This window comes from Anaerospora hongkongensis (assembly GCF_004339805.1).
GTDB lineage: Bacteria > Bacillota > Negativicutes > Sporomusales > DSM-15969 > Anaerospora > Anaerospora hongkongensis.
Genome location: NZ_SLUI01000014.1, coordinates 1 through 18,276 on the forward strand (window position 1 = coordinate 1; position 18,276 = coordinate 18,276).

Genomic DNA, 18,276 nt, shown 5'->3' on the forward strand with positions numbered 1-18,276 from the left:
CGCTGATTAGCAAAAAGCACTTACGAATGTGAGTGCTTTTTTGTTTTGTGTAAAATGGCGAGTCAGAATGATGCGTAAAGGCCCGGCAGAGGGAGAGCCATTGCAACGCTCCGACGCTGTCGCTTAATCTACGCTAATGCAACGGCGCTCCCCCCCGCCTTGTCACAATAAAGTGTATATAGCAGAATTTTAATTGGATACCACATTGTTAGTGGTCTTTTTTATGATAAAAGAAGGTAAAAGATGAATTTTTTGGGTACTTTGCTGAACCGCAATCGTGGCAATATACCCCTGTTATTAATTTTCTTATTCGGCGCACAATAACAATATAGTTAAGTTTTAATAAGGAGGCGGACAAGATGTCGGAATACAAAGGACGCTTAACATATGCCAAAGGTACGTATGTTGAATTTGTTGTTGCTCCTGACCAGGATGTTGATTTCGGCGATATACTGGTCGTGGAAGGGAAAAACAATGACCGTTTTTATATACGTGCTTACGATTTTAAAGTCAAATCCCGCTGGTCTGGTCTTAATAATGTTGGCTATTTAATGAGTAAACTTGATGACAGCGGCCAGGTCGCAAATCAGGAAGAGCTTGATTTTTATTTAGGTGGCAATCATACCGTTAAAATCGGTATGGCTGAACAGCTGTGTTATGCTGATGGACAAGGAAGTCTCTTTAATCCCAAAACCTGCCCGGATTTCTTCTGTGAAGTGCGGGGATTAGCGACTGATGATACGGAATTGTTATCCGAAATGAAAGGGGACTTGGAAATTGGCTTTTTAAAATCAGGCAGAGGCGTATTGGAGCTGCCGGTAGGGATATATGGTTCCAAAGCCATTACTGAGCATCTTGGTATTTTTGGCACAACGGGTGCCGGAAAAAGTAATTTAGTTAAAGTGTTGGCAAGCTCAATGATTAATAATCAGAAATACGGTTTATTAATATTTGATGTTCATAATGAATACTACCGGGACTTATCGAATCATCCTCTGGCAAAAGACCGGTTGTCTGTATATAATACGAATCCTCAGGCAGAGCATGTACATCGCCTGACGGTAAATACACAGGAAGTTGACCCTGAAGATATTACGGCCTGTGCAACTTTTACCGAACCACAGCTGGATGCAATATACAAATTATCCTCTGTATGGCAGGATAAGTGGATGGATTATATTCTGCAATACGATGTTGCTGATATTATTGAAGAACTGGCAGGCTGCACAGGACAGAAGTTCCAGTCCCGCACAATCAGCAAGATTAAAAGTATTTGCTGGAATCTGGAACAAGAATTAAATATTAAAGCAGACCAGGAGACGGTAATTGGGCAGATGCTTACCGATTTAGAACAGGGGAAAGTGGTTCTGGTTGAACTAAAGAATATATCACCAGTTGGTGAGCAGGCGTTGTCGACATTGCTTTCAAAAAAGCTGCTGCAAAATTATGCTTCAAAAACAGAGGCAGAGCGCAGCCAGATCACCCCTGTACTCATTGTGCTGGAAGAAGCACACCGCTTTTTGGGGAAAAAGGAGCATACAAGCAATAATGTGTTTGCAAGGCTGGTCAGCGAAGCCCGCAAGTTTAATTTGGGACTGTGCGTTGTAGATCAGCAGCCCAGATTGCTGGCTGACAAAGTGTTGTCACAGCTCAATACGCTGTTTATTCTTGGTCTGGCATCGAAAGCTGATCGGAGCAAGCTGGAGTCTATGTGCCGCAAGGATATTTTGCAGCAGCGCAACGAAATCAAAAACCTTGATTGCGGGGAAATGATTGTTGCAACAAACTATATGCGTTTTGCCGCACCTGTGAAAGTGCATAAATTTGAAGACTTCATCAGTTCTGCAAATGTGCAGATGCCCTCAATGTTTCCTTTAGCCTAAGGATTAACAAAACACTCATGCTGCAGCAGACAGCATGAGTGTTTTGTTGTGTAAGTGCCAACTTTTCTAATGGAAAGTATGAAACGTATAGCTTACGCATACATTTTTATTATGAAGGGGAGGAGTGTCATGCGCAGACAGAAGGGAATCTTACAAAATATTGCACAGAGACTGGATATTCCACAAGATATCGTGCTTGATCTGCCGCGCATTACCATGCTAGGCAATAAGCAGCTATTGATTGAAAACCATAAAGGAATTATTGAGTATACCTCTTCACTGGTACGCGTCAAATTAAACCAGGGGGAATTATATGTTCACGGCCAAAATTTGTTGTTAGGTAATTTGCAGACCGAGCAGATTTTAATCGAGGGGACCATTGCGGAGGTCAAATATGACACCTAAGTTAAAAAAATATATAAATGGCAGTGTCAAAATATGTATTAGGGGAGCTATGCCGGAGAAGTTTATCAATTTGTGTGTGGCGGAACAAATTTATTTATGGGGATTGTCCAAAGAAAATGAAGATATATATGCCTGGATCGAATTAGGAGATTTTTATCGTATTCGTCCGCTGGTTAGAAGAAGCGGTACGCGGGTAACGGTAAAGGCTTATCGCGGCTGGCCTTTTTTTTCTAAGAAAATCTGGCGCCGCAAAATGCTGGTTTTGGGAGCCATTATGTGTCTTATTACAATACAAATTTTGGCTTCTTATATCTGGTTTATCGATGTAGTGGGGACAAAAGCGACGTCACCGCTGAAAATTTCGGCGGTAGCGCAGGAGTTTGGATTAAAACCGGGCGTTTTGAAAGATACTATTCAATCAAAGAAAATTGAGAATGCTATTTTGATCGCAATTCCCGAGGTTTCCTGGGTAAGTATCAATTTTACCGGTACAAGAGTAGTCATTGAGGTGGTAGAGAAGACACTGCCCAAGCAGGATGATAAAGCACCGGCGAATATTGTATCCGACAGAGATGGGATTATTACAGAAATCATCGCTTTGGCCGGGCAGCCGGCAGTGAAAAAAGGGGATACGGTTAGAAAGGGGGACATACTCATTAAGGGGGTTGCACCTGTGATTACGCCCACTACCCCTGATCAGCCGGCTCAGCCGGTACCGCAAACTGCTCCGGCTCAACTGGTAAAAGCCAGCGGAATTGTGAAGGCCCGCGTATGGTACGAGAGCTATGGAGAAGCGGCTTTGCAGCAAACCATAAAAGAAAGAACCGGCAGGCAGGAAATGGAAGTTCTTCTTCATTTAGGTGGTTATGAAATGGCGTTAAAAAGAGCACCTCAGCCTCCATTTGAACTGTATGAAAGTGAGATCACGCACAAAAGACTGCCTCAATGGAGGAATAGCCAGTTATTTGTCGAATCTACAATACAGGTATATCATGAGCTGCAAGCTTTCTCACAGGAAATATCTATTGAGCAGGCGCGTGATGAGGCTAAGGCACGGGCATTGCAGTCGGTACAGCAAATTATACCGGAGAGCGCGCAAATTTTAGCACGGAATATAGAGATATTAAAACTGAATGAACCGAATTTAGTACGGATTAAAGTTGGTGTAGAAACAGTAGAGGACATTGGAATCAGTCAAATGATTAGCCAATAGGGGAGGCCATGCTTCATTGCAGCAAAATTCAATACAAAGGAAGATTAGTTTTGCAGATAATCAGGAAGCTATAGCAATTTTAGGGCGTAATGACGAAAACTTCCGGATTATTACAGAAAATTTTACCAGCAGACTTACCAGCCGGGGAGATGAAATTACTGTCAGTGGCAGCCAGGAGGAAGTAGAACAGATCAAGCGTGTTTTTGAACAGTTGCTTTTTTTACATAGAGAAGGTAATCTGATTACTGCGCATGACGTTCATTATAGTATTCGCATGGTAAAAGGCGGACAAAGTGATGGCTTGCAGCAAATGGTTGCCGAAACTGTACTGGTAACTGCCAAGGGGCGGCAGGTCAAGCCGAAGACGCTGGGGCAGAAGGCATATTTTGATTCTATCCGGGCTAATCCGATTACCTTTGGAATAGGACCGGCCGGAACAGGGAAAACTTATCTTGCAGTGGCAATGGCAGTTTTTTCCTTGAAAAACAGAGAGGTTGAGAGGATTATCCTTACCCGTCCGGCAGTGGAAGCTGGTGAAAAGCTGGGGTTTCTTCCCGGGGATTTGCAGGAAAAGATTGACCCTTATTTAAGGCCAATCTATGATGCATTGTACGATGTTTTAGGTGTAGAAACTTTTCAAAAATACATGAGTAAAAACATTATTGAAGTGGCACCACTTGCTTACATGCGCGGTCGTACATTAGACGACGCTTTTATTATCTTAGACGAAGCGCAAAATACTACGCCCGAGCAAATGAAGATGTTTTTGACACGTATGGGCTTTGGCTCAAAAATGGTGGTAAATGGTGATATTACACAGGTTGATCTTCCAAATGGCAATAAATCAGGATTAAAGCATGCCCAGCAGGTGCTGGCAGGGGTACGGGGTATCGGAATGGTTGAGATGACAGAAAGTGATGTTGTCCGGCATGAAATGGTTGCCCGTATCATTCGGGCCTATGAACGGTTTGGACAAGAAAAGTGAGATGATTAATTTATGATATCGGTTAATAAACTGCGGGGATTCTTTGGGCAGCCTGCGAGTATGTATGCCAGGCCGTTAGTGCGCCGAATTATTCTCTGCTTTGCTTTTTTTTCGCTTTTTATGTTAATCTTGTCGGCCGAATTTATACCTGACAAGGTATCGTTGCAGGTTGGACAGGTTAGTGATCGTGATGTTGTATCACCGCGGACAGTCTCGTATGTTGATACAGCTAAGACGAAGCAGCTGGAAGCAGAAGTTCTTGCCAGCGTACCAAACGTTTATGATTTAGATGTGAGCGTCATGACGAAAGCGGAAGAAAGCATTGCCGGCATATTTCGTGCGGCCAGGGGGATTGTATCCGATAAAAACCTGACTACTGCAGAGCTGCGTGTGGAAAAACTGCAAAGCAGTTTGCCTGTAACTTTGCCTGCAGCCGCTATTCAGGGCATGGCAAATCTTGATGAAACGACGCTTTCCAGGACGGAAGAATTTACCCGCAATATATTGCGTAAGTATTTGCAGCGTGGTATCCGGGATGATGATCTGGACAGTGCGCTTAAGCAAGTTGTCATGGAAACAGAAAAGAGTGAATTAGGGGATCACGCTGAAGCGGTGGTAGCCGCTATCAGCCAAAACCTGCTTCGTCCTAATTTTATTATGAATGTCCGGGAAACGGATAAACGCAAGCAGTCTGCCCTTGCAAGTGTAGAGCCTGTCCGTCTGTCTGTTAAAAAAGGGCAGGTACTGGTGCGCACTGGTGATGTCGTTACCGTAGAACAGCTTCAGGCGATGGAAGAGCTTGGATTATACGCTGGGCAGGTTAATCAACTGCGTATCTTTGGACTAGCGGTTTTTGTAATCACCGTTATGGCCTTAACCTTAGGATACCTTTATAAATATGTCCGCCATGTGTATGAAAATGATTTGCATTTGGTACTTCTTGGCTTCATTATGCTGATTACCTTATTTCTGGGTAAGGCAGCCCATTATTATTCCGATTTTGCTGCTCCCATTGCAGCGGGAGCGCTGTTGGTAGCAATTCTTATTGATTCGCGGGTAGGTCTGCTGACCGGTATCATGCTGGGATTACTTTTTGGAGTTATCGTAGATCATGATTTGCGGGCAGTAGCAGTGCCGGTAATTGGCAGTATGGTAGGCGTTTACAGTGTCACTAAGGCTTCTCATGGCTACAGCCTTACCAGAGCAGGTGTCTGGGTAGCGGCAGTTAATTTTCTTGTTATCGGAGCTACCGGGTTTATTCAACAGCTTAATAATACGCAGATCCTGGTGCAAGGTATGCTTGGTGTTTTCAGCGGCATTGCTTCAGCGGTGATTACGACCGGATTTTTGCCCTATTTGGAGCATGCTTTTAATATTACAACGCCAATTAAGCTGCTCGATTTGGCAAGACCCAATCATCCGTTACTGCAGCGTTTGCTTTTGGATGCTCCTGGTACGTATCATCACAGCGTATTGGTTGGCAACCTTGCCGAAACAGCTGCTGACGCTGTTGGCGCTGACCCTGTTGTTGTGCGGGTTGGTGCGTATTATCATGATATTGGCAAGATTAAGCGTCCCTACTTTTTTGTCGAAAATCAGGCTGATGCCGATAATCCGCATGATAAGATCGCCCCTTCATTAAGTACGTTAATTGTGACTTCGCATATTCGCGATGGCGTCGATCTTTGCCGCGATTATAAGCTGCCGCAGGTAATCAGTGATATCATTGAACAGCATCATGGAACGACACTAGTGTCTTATTTTTACAAGCGCGCAACGGAGAATGAACATAGCGATTGTATCATTGAAGCCGATTTCCGTTATGAAGGGCCCCGTCCCCAATCGAAAGAGGCAGCTTTAATTATGCTGGCAGATGCTTGTGAAGCCGCGGTTCGCTCGCTATCCAAGCGCAATGTGAACCGGATTGAAGCTACGGTAAGAAAGATTATCCGTGAGCGCCTGCATGACGGTCAATTAGATGAATGCAATCTGACTTTAAAAGATTTAAATATCATCGGAGATGTGTTTATTCGCGTTTTATCCAGTATGTTTCACACCCGTATTGAATATCCAGAGGCTTTGAAAGAGTTGGAGAGGAAGAAAGTTAAGAATGGAAATAATAGTAAGCCATGTCCTGCAAAAGATGACAGTACTGGATCCATTGGAACAAACTGTGAGGGCAGTATTAAGAAAAGCTGCTGATGTTTACGGTTTAACTGAAAATAATGAAGTTAGTCTGGTCTTTTGTGATGATGCCTATATTCAGAACTTAAACCGGGATTACCGTGGCAAAGATCAGCCGACCGATGTACTGTCCTTTGCTCTCAACGAGGGAGAAGAACCAGAAATTGTTGACGGGCCGGCTCAAGTGCTGCTGGGAGATATTATTATTTCACTAGAGACAGCGGCACGGCAGGCGGAAGAATATAATCATAGTCTGGAACGTGAAGTTGCCTATCTTACTGTTCATGGTATGCTGCATCTCTTGGGGTATGATCATATGACAGAGGAGGATAAGGCGGAGATGAGACTGGAGGAAGAGCATGTCTTATCTTTGCTGGGCATTACCCGTGAAGCCGACAACGAAAACAAAGTCTTTGGTTAAATCGTTTTATTTTGCAGTTACAGGATTGGCATATGCATTACGCACACAGCGGAATATGAAAATACACCTGGCGGCAGCTTTGTGTACGGTGGGCTTTGGTTTCCGGTATGCCGTTTCTTCTGTAGAATGGCTTATTCTAGTCGTGACTATCATGGCTGTTATTGTTTCAGAATTAATGAATACTGCATTGGAAGCTGTTGTTGATCTGGCATCACCCGGCATACATCCTTTGGCCAAGACTGCTAAAGATGTCGCAGCCGGGGCGGTACTCATTAGTGCTATTTCAGCTGTGATCATCGGTTGTATTATTTTTTACCCGAAAATTTTCAGGTAATGGAGACAGTTCTGATGAAGGAATTGATTGAACGGGCCAACCTTGCCCGGAAACAAGCATATGCCCCGTACTCGCGTTTCGCAGTTGGCTCCGCAGTTCAAACAGCAAGCGGTAAGTTATTTGACGGCTGCAATATTGAAAACTCATCTTATGGTTTGACTATCTGTGCGGAACGGATTGCGATTTTCAAAGCTGTTTCCGCCGGCGAGCGCAATTTGGAAACAATTGCGGTGGTAGCCGATACGCCAGGACCAACAGCTCCCTGTGGAGCATGCCGTCAGGTTATGGCTGAGTTTGGCATTAAGACTGTTATTATGTGTAATATCCGGGGCGAAGAGAAGGTGGTAACTTTACAGGAGTTATTGCCCCTGGCATTTGGGAATCAAGATTTAGCAGGAGATGGAAATGAATGAGCGCTGTGAATAAAGAATTTAAATCAGGCTTTGTCTCAGTTATAGGACGGCCTAATGTAGGAAAATCAACGCTGGTAAACAGTATGATCGGGCAAAAAGTGGCTATTATGTCGGACAAGCCGCAGACTACCAGAAATAAAATTTTGTGTGTATTAACAACCGATGATGCTCAGGTGTTATTTATTGACACTCCCGGCATTCATAAACCGAAACATAAGCTCGGTGAATATATGGTCCGGACCGCGGAAGCAACCTTACGGGAAGTGGATGTTGTCTTGTTTGTTGTCGATGCCACGATGAAAAAGGGACCAGGCGAAGAATATATTTTGGAACGGTTGGCGCAAATTAATACGCCGGTTATTTTGGTGGTTAACAAAATTGATACTGTTCCCAAATCGGCAGTACTGCCAATTATTGAACAGTATACAAAAGTGCGAGAATTTGCAGCAGTTGTTCCAATTTCTGCCTTGGAGAAGACCAATTTGACAAATCTCTTGGAGGAATTGAAAAACTATCTCGAGCCAGGGCCGCAATATTATCCGACCGATATGATTACGGACCAGCCAGAACGGTTGGTTATAGCAGAAATGATCCGGGAAAAAGTACTTCATAATACCCGTGAGGAAATACCGCATGCAATTGCTGTTGAAGTAGAGGAAATGACGAAACGCAGCAATGATGACTTATATGTACGCGCTGTTATTTATGTTGAACGGGACTCGCAAAAAGGGATTGTCATTGGCGCCGGTGGCCAATTGCTGAAAGATATAGGCCGTTTAGCCCGGGAAGATATTCAGAATCTGCTTGGTTCGAAGATTTATTTGGATCTGTGGGTGAAGGTAAAAAAAGATTGGCGTAACCGTGAAGGGATTTTAAAATCTTTCGGTTATGAATGATTTGATCAAAGCAAAAACTGCCTGTTATGGCAGTTTTTTTTGCTTGATATGGTTAATTTTCCAGTTGTTTTGTGTGTATTCATTGACCTTAGCGGTTTATCGATGGTATCATTTGTAAGAGAGGTGAATTATGAAGTGGGTTTCTAAGTATTTTATCAATGGCTTAATTGTCGTTGTTCCTTTTGCGATTACCGTTTTTGTTGTTTTGCAAATATTTTCTTTTGCCGAGAGTATGCTTGGCCGGCATTTGCCGATTCATTTCCCGGGAATAGGTTTGGTGGCCGTTATCTTATTAATTTTTGTAGTCGGCTGGCTGTCATCCCATTGGGCCTTGAAACAGTTGCTGGTACTAGGCGAACGTCTGGTTGGTACAATTCCAATTGTTAAGTTTATCTATAATAGTGTCAAGCAGCTTTCTACCGCCGTATTTGAATCGCAGCAATTATTTAAGCAGGCGGTTCTGGTACCTTATCCGCACCCAGGAGTGAAATCACTTGGTTTCATTATGCCTGACCTTTCCGAGCCTTTTACTTCAAAACTGGATGAAGAGTATGTTTGTGTCTTCATTCCTATGAGCCTTAATATGACGGCCGGGTTTAATATTATGGTGCCAAAGAGGGATATAATAATTTTGGATATAGCTGGTGAAAATGCCTTGCAATATGTATTGACTGCAGGTGCTGTAATGCCGCGCAGCAATGATGTGCTTAAAGGTTAGGAGAGATGCGCTATCGACTCGCCCATATATAATGTACTCATGTTAGCAACAGCAATTTTTTTAGTTTTCGTTAATGGCTTTTTCGTAATTGCCGAGTTCGCTCTCGTGAAAGTTCGGAAAACTAGGTTGGAAGAATTGGTGCAGCAGGGAAATACCCGCGCAAGGCTGGCTTTAAAAGTTGTCACCTCCTTTGATACTTATCTGGGTGCGACTCAATTGGGTATTACATTGGCCTCCCTGGCATTAGGCTGGATAGGTGAGCCGGCGGTAGCTGATTTGATCGAGCCGGTTATACTAGCTTATTTTCCAGAAGCAGCCTGGCTGGTGACTACACTTAGTATTGCGATTGGCTTTACGGTCATTACTTTTTTTCATATTGTGCTGGGGGAACTTGTACCAAAGTCCATGGCGATTCAACAAGCTGAGAAACTGGCATTATTTGCTGTAGTGCCGCTGTACATTTTTCATCGACTTGGGTATCCTATTATTGTATTGTTCAATAAAGCTGCCAAAGCAATTTTGAATGCTATGGGAATGAAAGCAGCCAATGAAACAGAACTGGCTCATTCTGAGGATGAATTGCGGATGATTGTCAGTGCCAGCCATCGTGGTGGTGTTCTGGATCAAATGGAAAGTGAGCTTATTGACAACGTTTTTGACTTTGCCGACCGTCTGGCCCGGGAAGTTATGGTGCCCAGACAGGATATGTGCTGTTTATTTACAGATGACAGCTTTGAGGAAAATATGCGTGTTGTTCGTGAGACTGGTCATACCCGGTACCCATTGTGTACGGAAGACAAGGATCACGTTATCGGCATGGTGCATATCCGTGATTTGATGGATCTTGACCTGAATGATGCGGAAAGTAAAAATTTAAATTCCGTTATGCGCGAAATACTGGTAGTGCCTGAAGGCATGTCGGTTGCGAAACTGCTGCAATTCATGCGCCGGAAACGCACCCATTTGGCAGTTGTTGCCGATGAGTATGGTGGAACCGCTGGTTTGGTTGCGCTGGAAGACGTGCTTGAAGAAATCGTTGGAGATATTCAAGATGAGCATGATAATGATGAAGAGGCGGAGGTACGGCGTTTTCCTGACGGAAGCTACGAATTTGATGGAAAAGTGCTGCTCGATGATGTGGCAGAGCTTCTGAATATTCGGCTGGAAGAGCCGGAAGAAGACACAATCGGCGGCTATATTTTTGGATCGCTGGGACGCCGTCCCGAAATCGGCGATAAAATTAATATTGGCGACTACACCTTCGAAGTGCTGCAGGTCAATGGCTTTCGGGTTGTCCGTGTGAAAGCCATTCCCATAGACTCATCATTAATTATGGCAGAAGAATAACTGTTGGATGTAATCTAATTCTCTACGAAGGGATGATGACGAGTGTTGTTGAAGGACTTATTATGGGAACTTTTCCAGACTACCGGGCAAATTAGCGCCTATTTAGCGTATCGCGAATGTACCGAGTATGGCCCCAGTGATCCTGAAGCATCACCGGATTAAAGATGAATATGTCTCGTCAATATGTTACTGAGGCCATCCTCTTGGCAGTGCGTGACTCAGCGCATGCCGATAGGATGGTTACCTTATTTTCCCGTGAGCATGGTAAGTTCCAGGCTATAGCTCACGGTGCAAGGCAGCCCAAAAGCCGCTTAGGCGGGGTATTGCAGCCATTTGCGTCAATCCGGGCGGCACTGGTAAACGCAAATGGCTTTGATACGATTACGCAATGTGAGATTTTGCATTCTTTCCGTGAAGTGAGAGAAGATATTGCCCTGCTGTCGTATGCTTCTTTTTTAAGCGAGCTCATTACTGAATTGTGGCCTGAGCGGCAGCCTGATGAAGGGGTTTATGATTTGCTGCTGACAGTATTTCGCCTAATGCCGCACCGCAATCCGCGTATTATTGCGCTTGCTGCCGGTTGGCAGCTGGTATCTTTAGCCGGTTTTCATCCAGAATATATGGTATGTGTTCAGTGCGGTGCCGCCATTGATCAGACAGCCGGTTTCAGCTGTGATCAGGGGGGATGCATCTGTCGCCAGTGCCAGCAGGAGCCGTTGCCGCTATTTGGTCAGTCCGCTGGTGAGTTAATGGATAAATTATTAAAACTGGATTGGAAAAAACCGGATTCATTTTGCGTTAATGCCAGAACCTTACAGCAGTTGGAGAATATACTGTATAGCTATTTGGAATATCAATTGGGCAAGCCCTTAAAATCGCTTACTTTTATCAAACAGCTCACCCGCAGCTCCGCAATGGATAAAAACAGCCAGTGAGGGGATACTAAAGGAAAAAATACGGGGGTTAGTCGAATGGAAGAGATCACTCTAGAAAAGATTGATATTATCCGTGACAGAACAGGTATCTCCTATCGTGAGGCACAAGAGGCACTGGAACGCAATCAGGGGAATATTATCAGCACATTAATTGACCTGGAAAACACCAAAGAAACATCCTGGACCGAGGAATTCTCCGTTCGCTCCGGTGAGGTAATCGATAAGGTTAAAGAATTGATTCACGAAGGAAATGTAACAAAAGTGCGAGTCAAGCATGATGGACGGACGCTGGTGGATATACCTGTCACATTAGGAACAATCGGTGCAGTCGTATTGCCGCAGCTGGCAGCACTTGGCGTACTGGTTGCCGTGTTCAAGCGTTGCACGATTGAGGTTGTGCGCAGTGAAGAACCTGCCGAGAATGAGGTGGAGAAAGAAGAGTTTAATGAAGAGGAACCCATAAGAGACCGGCGTAATGATATAATATAGCAATGACAGGCACTGTCTTAAAAAAGACAGTGCTTTTTTGCCGGATACGCGTAAGTCTGCAAAGTTTCGTCAAACCCTTGCTTTCAGTTATGGCCTATGGTATCCTATATTTACCTCAAGAATGAATGACTGAGGTCATATTGGTACATAATGTTTGTACCGTTGTGATAAGAGAGGGCAATGCAGGAGAAGAGTAGCTTGTACCGACAGCGAGTCAGGAATAGTGTGAGCCTGATAACACGCAAGTGAAGGCACTCCGAAGGCTGCGAGAGGAAATTTCCCTTCTGGAAATAGTAAAGCTCGTAATAGAACCAAGGCGGGCCGTTAGCGGTCAATCAGGGTGGAACCGCGGGAACTAAACCTCCCGTCCCTGTAACAAATTTGTTACGTGGGACGGCAGGTTTTTTTGTATTTTCAATCCCCAATATGACGAGGAGGTTTTTTGTATGACGTTTCAGGATATTATTTTAACGCTGCAAAATTTTTGGGCAAAACAGAACTGTATTATCCAACAACCATATGATGTGGAAAAGGGAGCGGGCACAATGAATCCGGCTACTTTTTTGCGGGCGCTGGGACCTGAGCCTTGGAATGTGGCTTATGTAGAGCCTTCCCGGCGGCCTGCGGACGGACGGTATGGCGACAACCCAAACCGTTTGTTTCAGCATCATCAATATCAGGTCATTATGAAGCCGTCGCCGGCGAACATTCAGGAGCTTTACCTGGAGAGTCTGAGTTTACTTGGCATTGACCCTGCTAAGCATGATATCCGTTTTGTCGAGGATAACTGGGAATCACCAACTTTAGGTGCCTGGGGGCTGGGCTGGGAAGTTTGGCTTGATGGCATGGAAATTACCCAGTTTACGTATTTTCAGCAAGTAGGCAGCATCGATGTTAAGCCTGTATCGGTTGAGATTACTTATGGCCTTGAGCGGCTGGCAATGTACATTCAAGGGAAGGAAAATGTATTTGAGCTGGAATGGGTCAATGGTATTACCTATGGTGATGTTTTTCACCGTAATGAAGTAGAACAGTCGCACTACAATTTCGAACTGGCGGATACAGCGCTTTTGTTCCAATTATTCGATATGTATGAAAAAGAAGCTATTCGTGTTCTTGAGGCAGGTTTTGTCCTTCCGGCTTATGACTATGTCCTGAAATGCTCGCATGCTTTCAACTTACTGGGAGCGAGGGGCGCCATCAGTGTTAGTGAAAGAACGTCCTTTATTGGTCGGGTTCGCAATATGGCGCGCTTATGTGCGCAAGGCTATTTGGAACAGCGGGAAAAACTGGGCTATCCACTCTTGAAAGGAGATAAATAAGAATGGCTAAAGATATTTTACTGGAAATCGGTACAGAAGAAATACCAGCTAAATTTATGCCCGGAGCTTTAAAGCAGCTGGCAGAAGCTGCAAAGGATATGCTTGCTGCTGAACGTATCGGTTTTAGCGAAATTCGTACTGTAGGCACGCCGCGGCGTTTGGCGCTTATCGTTCGCCAGGCTGACGAACAGCAGGCTGACAAGCGTAGTGAAAATAAGGGACCTGCTGTGAAAATAGCCTATACTGAAGACGGAACTCCTTCCAAAGCTGCGCAAGGTTTTGCCCGGGGCCAGGGAGTGGATGTTTCTCAACTGATCGTAAAAGACGGGTATGTATATGCTATTGTGGAAGAAACCGGCCGCTCAGTTCGTGAGCTGCTGCCGCAGTTGCTGCATTCCCTGATCGATAACTTGAACTTCCCCAAAAATATGCGCTGGGGCAATAGCGATATGCGGTTTGTCCGCCCTATCCGTTGGCTGGTTGCGTTGTTTGGCAGCGATGTTATTCCCTTTACGGTTGCCGGCGTTGCTTCAGGCAATATTACCAGGGGACACCGTTTTATGAGTAAAGGGGAAATCACTCTCACTTCAGCGGATGATTATTTCAGTAAATTAGCTGAAAACCATGTTATGGTTGATCAGGATGTCCGACGGACTGTAATCCGCGAGCAAATTGAAAAGATGGCTGTCAGCCAGGGCGGAACAGCCAGCATTGATGAGGACTTGCTGGAAGAGGTTATATTTTTGGTTGAGTATCCTACTTCGCTGTGCGGACGATTCGAAGAAAAGTATCTCAGCCTGCCGCCGGAGGCAATTATTACCCCCATGCGGGAGCATCAGCGGTATTTCCCGGTATTTGGCAAGGATGGAAAACTGCTGCCCGTCTTTATCACGATTCGCAATGGTGGCGCCGACTATATCGATATCGTGCGTCATGGTAATGAGCGGGTACTCAGGGCGAGACTGGATGATGCCAGATTCTTCTTTGAAGAAGACCAAAAAGTCAAACTTGTTGATCGGGTTGAGAAACTCAAAACAATTGTTTTTCAGGACGGACTTGGCACGATGTATGACAAAACCAAGCGCCTGGAGGAGTTAACAGCCTTTATCCTTAATCATGCCGGAAAGGCGGAGACGGGGGTGGTCAGTGCCAGACGGGCAGCCTATTTGGCTAAAGCAGATTTGGTTACAGGCATGGTGAATGAGTTTACTGAACTGCAGGGCGTAATGGGAAGGGAATATGCTGTTCTAAGCGGTGAAGACGCAGTGGTTGCAACAGCGATTTACGAACATTACCTGCCGCGCTTTGCCGGTGATGAACTGCCTCAGTCTGCCATTGGCCAGGCATTGAGTATTGCCGATAAACTGGATAATATTGTGGCTACCTTTAGCAGGGGCTTGATTCCTACGGGATCACAAGATCCCTTTGCTCTGCGCCGTCAGGCACTGGGAGTCGTCAATATTCTGCTGCAGGGGCAATATCAGGTATCTTTGGAGCAGCTGTTTAACCGTACAATGGATCTGCTGAATATTTCTTCCGCTGAAAAACGGGTGAAACTCATTGCCGATTTACAAGACTTCTTCCGTCTGCGGTTAAAAAATATTCTAGCGGATGAAAAAATCCGCTATGATATCATTGATGCCGTTATGGCAGTGGGCATTGATGATGTGTATGACACTTGGCTGCGAGCTAAGGCTGTTAATGCCGATGGTGGAACGGCCGCAATGCAAAAAGCGGTACAGGCACTGACGCGAGCTGCCAATTTAGCTAAAAATGCCGACAGTGAGCATGTTGACTCTGCCTTGCTGGCAAATGAAGCGGAAGCTGCTTTGTATGAAGCTTACCAGCAAGCGGATAAAAAAGCAGCTCAACTGATCAATGAACGCAATTACCAGGGCGTCTTGCAGGAATTGACTAAACTGGCGGAACCGATTGATGTGTTTTTTGGTGCAGTCATGGTCATGGTGGAAGATCAGCAGGTACGCAACAACAGACTGGCTCTGTTAAAGTCCATTACAGCACTTGCGCAGCGAGTTGCCGACTTAAGCAAAATAATAGCAAATTAGCTGGAAAGAGAACTGCACCGGAATTTTGCCGGAGCAGTTCTCTTTTGTATAGATCGGGATAAATCGGGTATGTTAATTTTGTATTTTCCTGAAAAACTATATTGCAGAAAATCTCTTTTTGATATAGTATATACTATATAGAAGAAATAACGTTAAATAGTATAACATAAATATTTGAAAGGGATGATTAGTGTTGAGTAAAACAACTAGCATGGTTTTATGGTTTGATGACATTAATAAGGAAGATGTACCATTAGTTGGAGGTAAGTCTGCTTCACTAGGAGAAATGACATCCCGTACCCAGGTTCCTGTTCCTTATGGTTTTGCTACAACTGCTCATGCTTATCGCTATTTTATAGAAAAAACCGGTCTTGGTGAAAAAATTGCAGCATTGATTGCCGAATTGGATGATGTAGAGGACAGCCGCAAACTGCGGGACGTTACTGCAGCAATTCGTCAGGCAATCATGGGAGCGCATATGCCCGCTGAATTAGCTGCTGAAATTGCTGCCGCTTATCGTGAGTTGGCTAAGAAGGCCGGCGAAGCCAATCCTTACGTTGCTGTTCGCTCCAGTGCAACCGCCGAGGATTTACCTGATGCCAGTTTTGCCGGTCAACAGGATACCTATTTAAATGTTCAGGGCGAAGAAGAAGTAATCGAGCGGGTTAAAGAATGCTATGCGTCCACTTTTACTGACCGGGCAGTATATTACCGCGTGAAGAAAGAGTTCGATCACCTGGAAGTGGCACTAAGTGCGGTTGTCCAAATGATGGTATTCTCCCGGGCGGCTGGAGTCATGTTTACTGTTGATGTTGCCACAGGAAATGATACCAGTATATTTATTGAAGGCTCCTGGGGGTTAGGTGAGTATGTCGTTCAGGGAACGGTGACTCCTGACAGTTATCTAGTACGTAAAATTGACCGTACAATTGAACAACGCAGCATTCATGAAAAGCCAGTTATGCTTGTTCGAAAAGCTGGTGGCGGCTGCGAGGAACAAAAGGTTCCGGCAGACATGGCTAAGATTTCGGTCTTGACTGATCAGCAAATTCAAGAGCTGGCCGGCTATGCTATCGATATTGAAAAGCATTATGGCTCTTATATGGATATTGAGTGGGGCATTGATGAGCGTAACGGCAAATTGTGGATTTTGCAGGCTCGTCCTGAGACGGTATGGTCCCGGCGCAATAAAACGAAAGGCGCCACTGCTGATGCAGCTGTTAAGGCTCCTATCGCTGCAGATCGCAAGGTAATCGCAAAAGGACTGCCAGCCAGCCCGGGACGCATCAGCGGTAAAGCGCACGTAATTCTTGACCCGTCGATGATTGATACCTTTAAAGAGGGCGAAATTCTGGTTACCGAGATGACTGCTCCCGACTGGGTTCCGGCAATGAAAAAAGCCAAAGCGATTATTACTGATGCCGGTGGTATGACTTGCCATGCTTCTATTGTCAGCCGTGAGCTGGGCATTCCCTGCATTGTTGGAACGAAAAGCCGTGGTCTTGAAGGAACCGTCGCCATTGCTGACGGGGCTGAAATAACGGTTGATGCGACTAACGGTATCATTTATGAAGGGCTGATCCAGGATCTGGTAGCCAAACCGGCCGCACAGAATGCTTCCATGACCGAGGTTATCGAGTCGTTTCCTGTTACCGGGACACGGGTATATATGAACTTAGGTGATCCGGACCTGGCCGAGAGATATGCTAGTCTGCCTTGTGACGGAATCGGCTTGATGCGGGAAGAGTTCATTTGGACCACCTATATTCATGAACATCCCCTGTATTTGATCGAAACTGGCCGTTCGGAAAAGGTTGTTGACGGTTTGGCGGAAGGCATACGGCAGGTATGTCAGGCGCTGGCTCCCCGACCGGTGGTACTCCGGTTCAGTGATTTCAAATCAAGCGAGTATCGTGATTTAAAAGGCGGCGATAAATATGAGCCGTATGAACCAAGTGCGCTGCTGGGCTGGCGTGGTGCTTCGCGATACTATGATCCCAAATATATTGAGGCTTTTAAACTGGAACTTCAGGCCGTTCGAAAAGTGCGGGAAGAATACGGCTTTAAAAATCTAAATGTGATGATTCCCTTTTGCCGGACAGTAGAAGAAGCCGCCAAAGTTACCGCACTGATGGCCGAACAGGGACTTAGACGGAATGCGGACTTCAAAGTATGGCTGATGGCAGAAATTCCGGCTAATATCATTTTGGCGGATCAGTTCAATCAATTTGTTGACGGTTATTCTATCGGCTCTAATGACCTTACGATGCTGGTGCTTGGCTGTGACCGCGATAATGAAACCGTGTCGCACATTTTTAGCGAACGGGACCTAGCTGTTAAACGGGCCATCCGGCATTTAATTGAAGTGGCTCATCGTGATGGAAAGACAGTGTCCATCTGTGGTCAGGCTCCAAGCGTATATCCTGATTTTACCGAATTTCTGATCAAGAGTGGCATTGATTCCATTTCCGTAAATCCTGATGCAGTTAAGGCAACAAAGCGGCAGGTAGCGCAAGTTGAACAGCGCATTATTCTTGATAAGCTTACCGGCCGGGGGCTTGCAGATACGACTGATTATACCTGGTAGACACGAAAACATCCGGCAAAAAGCCGGATGTTTTCATATCCATAGAGGAATTAATCTAAATTTAGCGTATTGTTACAA

Annotated in this window: 17 protein-coding genes; all 17 read left to right on the forward strand. The window is 45.1% G+C overall.

All coding sequences use genetic code 11. The features are described from left to right. Positions 1–359: 359 nt before the first annotated feature. The 17 genes from EV210_RS17715 to ppsA all read left to right on the forward strand — a co-directional run bounded on the left by EV210_RS17715 (position 360) and on the right by ppsA (position 18,198). Positions 360–1,883 carry an ATP-binding protein gene (locus tag EV210_RS17715; RefSeq protein ID WP_132082706.1) on the forward strand — a complete coding sequence of 508 codons (1,524 nt, stop codon included), beginning with the start codon at positions 360–362 and terminating at the stop codon, positions 1,881–1,883. Positions 1,884–2,012: 129 nt separating this feature from the next. Next, complete coding sequence (yqfC, locus tag EV210_RS17720; RefSeq protein WP_132082707.1) at positions 2,013–2,288, forward strand: sporulation protein YqfC; 276 nt, start codon at positions 2,013–2,015, stop codon at positions 2,286–2,288. Continuing rightward, the gene (gene yqfD, locus EV210_RS17725; protein WP_132082708.1) at positions 2,278–3,501 is read left to right on the forward strand and encodes a sporulation protein YqfD; all 1,224 of its coding nucleotides are present in this window, start codon (positions 2,278–2,280) and stop codon (positions 3,499–3,501) included. Before yqfC ends, yqfD begins: the two co-directional genes overlap by 11 nt. Positions 3,502–3,517: 16 nt before the next feature. Further along, complete coding sequence (locus EV210_RS17730) at positions 3,518–4,486, forward strand: PhoH family protein (protein WP_132082709.1); 969 nt, start codon at positions 3,518–3,520, stop codon at positions 4,484–4,486. 12 nt (positions 4,487–4,498) lie between these two features. Further along, the gene (locus tag EV210_RS17735) at positions 4,499–6,688 is read left to right on the forward strand and encodes an HD family phosphohydrolase (protein WP_132082710.1); all 2,190 of its coding nucleotides are present in this window, start codon (positions 4,499–4,501) and stop codon (positions 6,686–6,688) included. Beyond that, positions 6,597–7,091 (forward strand): rRNA maturation RNase YbeY, encoded by a 495-nt coding sequence (ybeY, locus tag EV210_RS17740; protein WP_132082711.1) that lies wholly within the window; start codon positions 6,597–6,599, stop codon positions 7,089–7,091. The genes EV210_RS17735 and ybeY overlap by 92 nt, the downstream gene beginning before the upstream one ends. Further along, positions 7,030–7,425 carry a diacylglycerol kinase family protein gene (locus EV210_RS17745; RefSeq protein ID WP_132082712.1) on the forward strand — a complete coding sequence of 132 codons (396 nt, stop codon included), beginning with the start codon at positions 7,030–7,032 and terminating at the stop codon, positions 7,423–7,425. The genes ybeY and EV210_RS17745 overlap by 62 nt, the downstream gene beginning before the upstream one ends. Next, the gene (locus EV210_RS17750; RefSeq protein ID WP_279388514.1) at positions 7,425–7,838 is read left to right on the forward strand and encodes a cytidine deaminase; all 414 of its coding nucleotides are present in this window, start codon (positions 7,425–7,427) and stop codon (positions 7,836–7,838) included. Before EV210_RS17745 ends, EV210_RS17750 begins: the two co-directional genes overlap by 1 nt. Then, complete coding sequence (gene era / locus EV210_RS17755; RefSeq protein WP_132082714.1) at positions 7,835–8,734, forward strand: GTPase Era; 900 nt, start codon at positions 7,835–7,837, stop codon at positions 8,732–8,734. The genes EV210_RS17750 and era overlap by 4 nt, the downstream gene beginning before the upstream one ends. Positions 8,735–8,864: 130 nt before the next feature. Continuing rightward, positions 8,865–9,452 (forward strand): DUF502 domain-containing protein, encoded by a 588-nt coding sequence (locus EV210_RS17760; RefSeq protein WP_132082715.1) that lies wholly within the window; start codon positions 8,865–8,867, stop codon positions 9,450–9,452. A 39-nt stretch (positions 9,453–9,491) separates the two neighbouring features. Continuing rightward, on the forward strand, positions 9,492–10,799 hold the full coding sequence (locus EV210_RS17765; protein ID WP_132082716.1) for a hemolysin family protein: 1,308 nt from the start codon (positions 9,492–9,494) through the stop codon (positions 10,797–10,799). 42 nt (positions 10,800–10,841) lie between these two features. Continuing rightward, positions 10,842–10,961 (forward strand): YqzL family protein, encoded by a 120-nt coding sequence (locus tag EV210_RS17770; RefSeq protein ID WP_132082717.1) that lies wholly within the window; start codon positions 10,842–10,844, stop codon positions 10,959–10,961. An 8-nt stretch (positions 10,962–10,969) separates the two neighbouring features. After that, the gene (recO, locus tag EV210_RS17775) at positions 10,970–11,734 is read left to right on the forward strand and encodes a DNA repair protein RecO (protein WP_165898961.1); all 765 of its coding nucleotides are present in this window, start codon (positions 10,970–10,972) and stop codon (positions 11,732–11,734) included. A gap of 36 nt (positions 11,735–11,770) precedes the next feature. Next, positions 11,771–12,223, forward strand: coding sequence for a DUF4342 domain-containing protein (locus EV210_RS17780; RefSeq protein ID WP_132082719.1), 453 nt, complete (start codon positions 11,771–11,773; stop codon positions 12,221–12,223). A gap of 446 nt (positions 12,224–12,669) precedes the next feature. Then, positions 12,670–13,545, forward strand: a complete 876-nt coding sequence (gene glyQ, locus EV210_RS17785; protein WP_132082720.1) for a glycine--tRNA ligase subunit alpha — start codon at positions 12,670–12,672, stop codon at positions 13,543–13,545. A 2-nt stretch (positions 13,546–13,547) separates the two neighbouring features. Further along, the gene (glyS, locus tag EV210_RS17790) at positions 13,548–15,611 is read left to right on the forward strand and encodes a glycine--tRNA ligase subunit beta (protein ID WP_132082721.1); all 2,064 of its coding nucleotides are present in this window, start codon (positions 13,548–13,550) and stop codon (positions 15,609–15,611) included. 190 nt (positions 15,612–15,801) lie between these two features. Then, positions 15,802–18,198, forward strand: coding sequence for a phosphoenolpyruvate synthase (ppsA, locus tag EV210_RS17795; protein WP_207900767.1), 2,397 nt, complete (start codon positions 15,802–15,804; stop codon positions 18,196–18,198). Positions 18,199–18,276 lie beyond the last annotated feature (78 nt).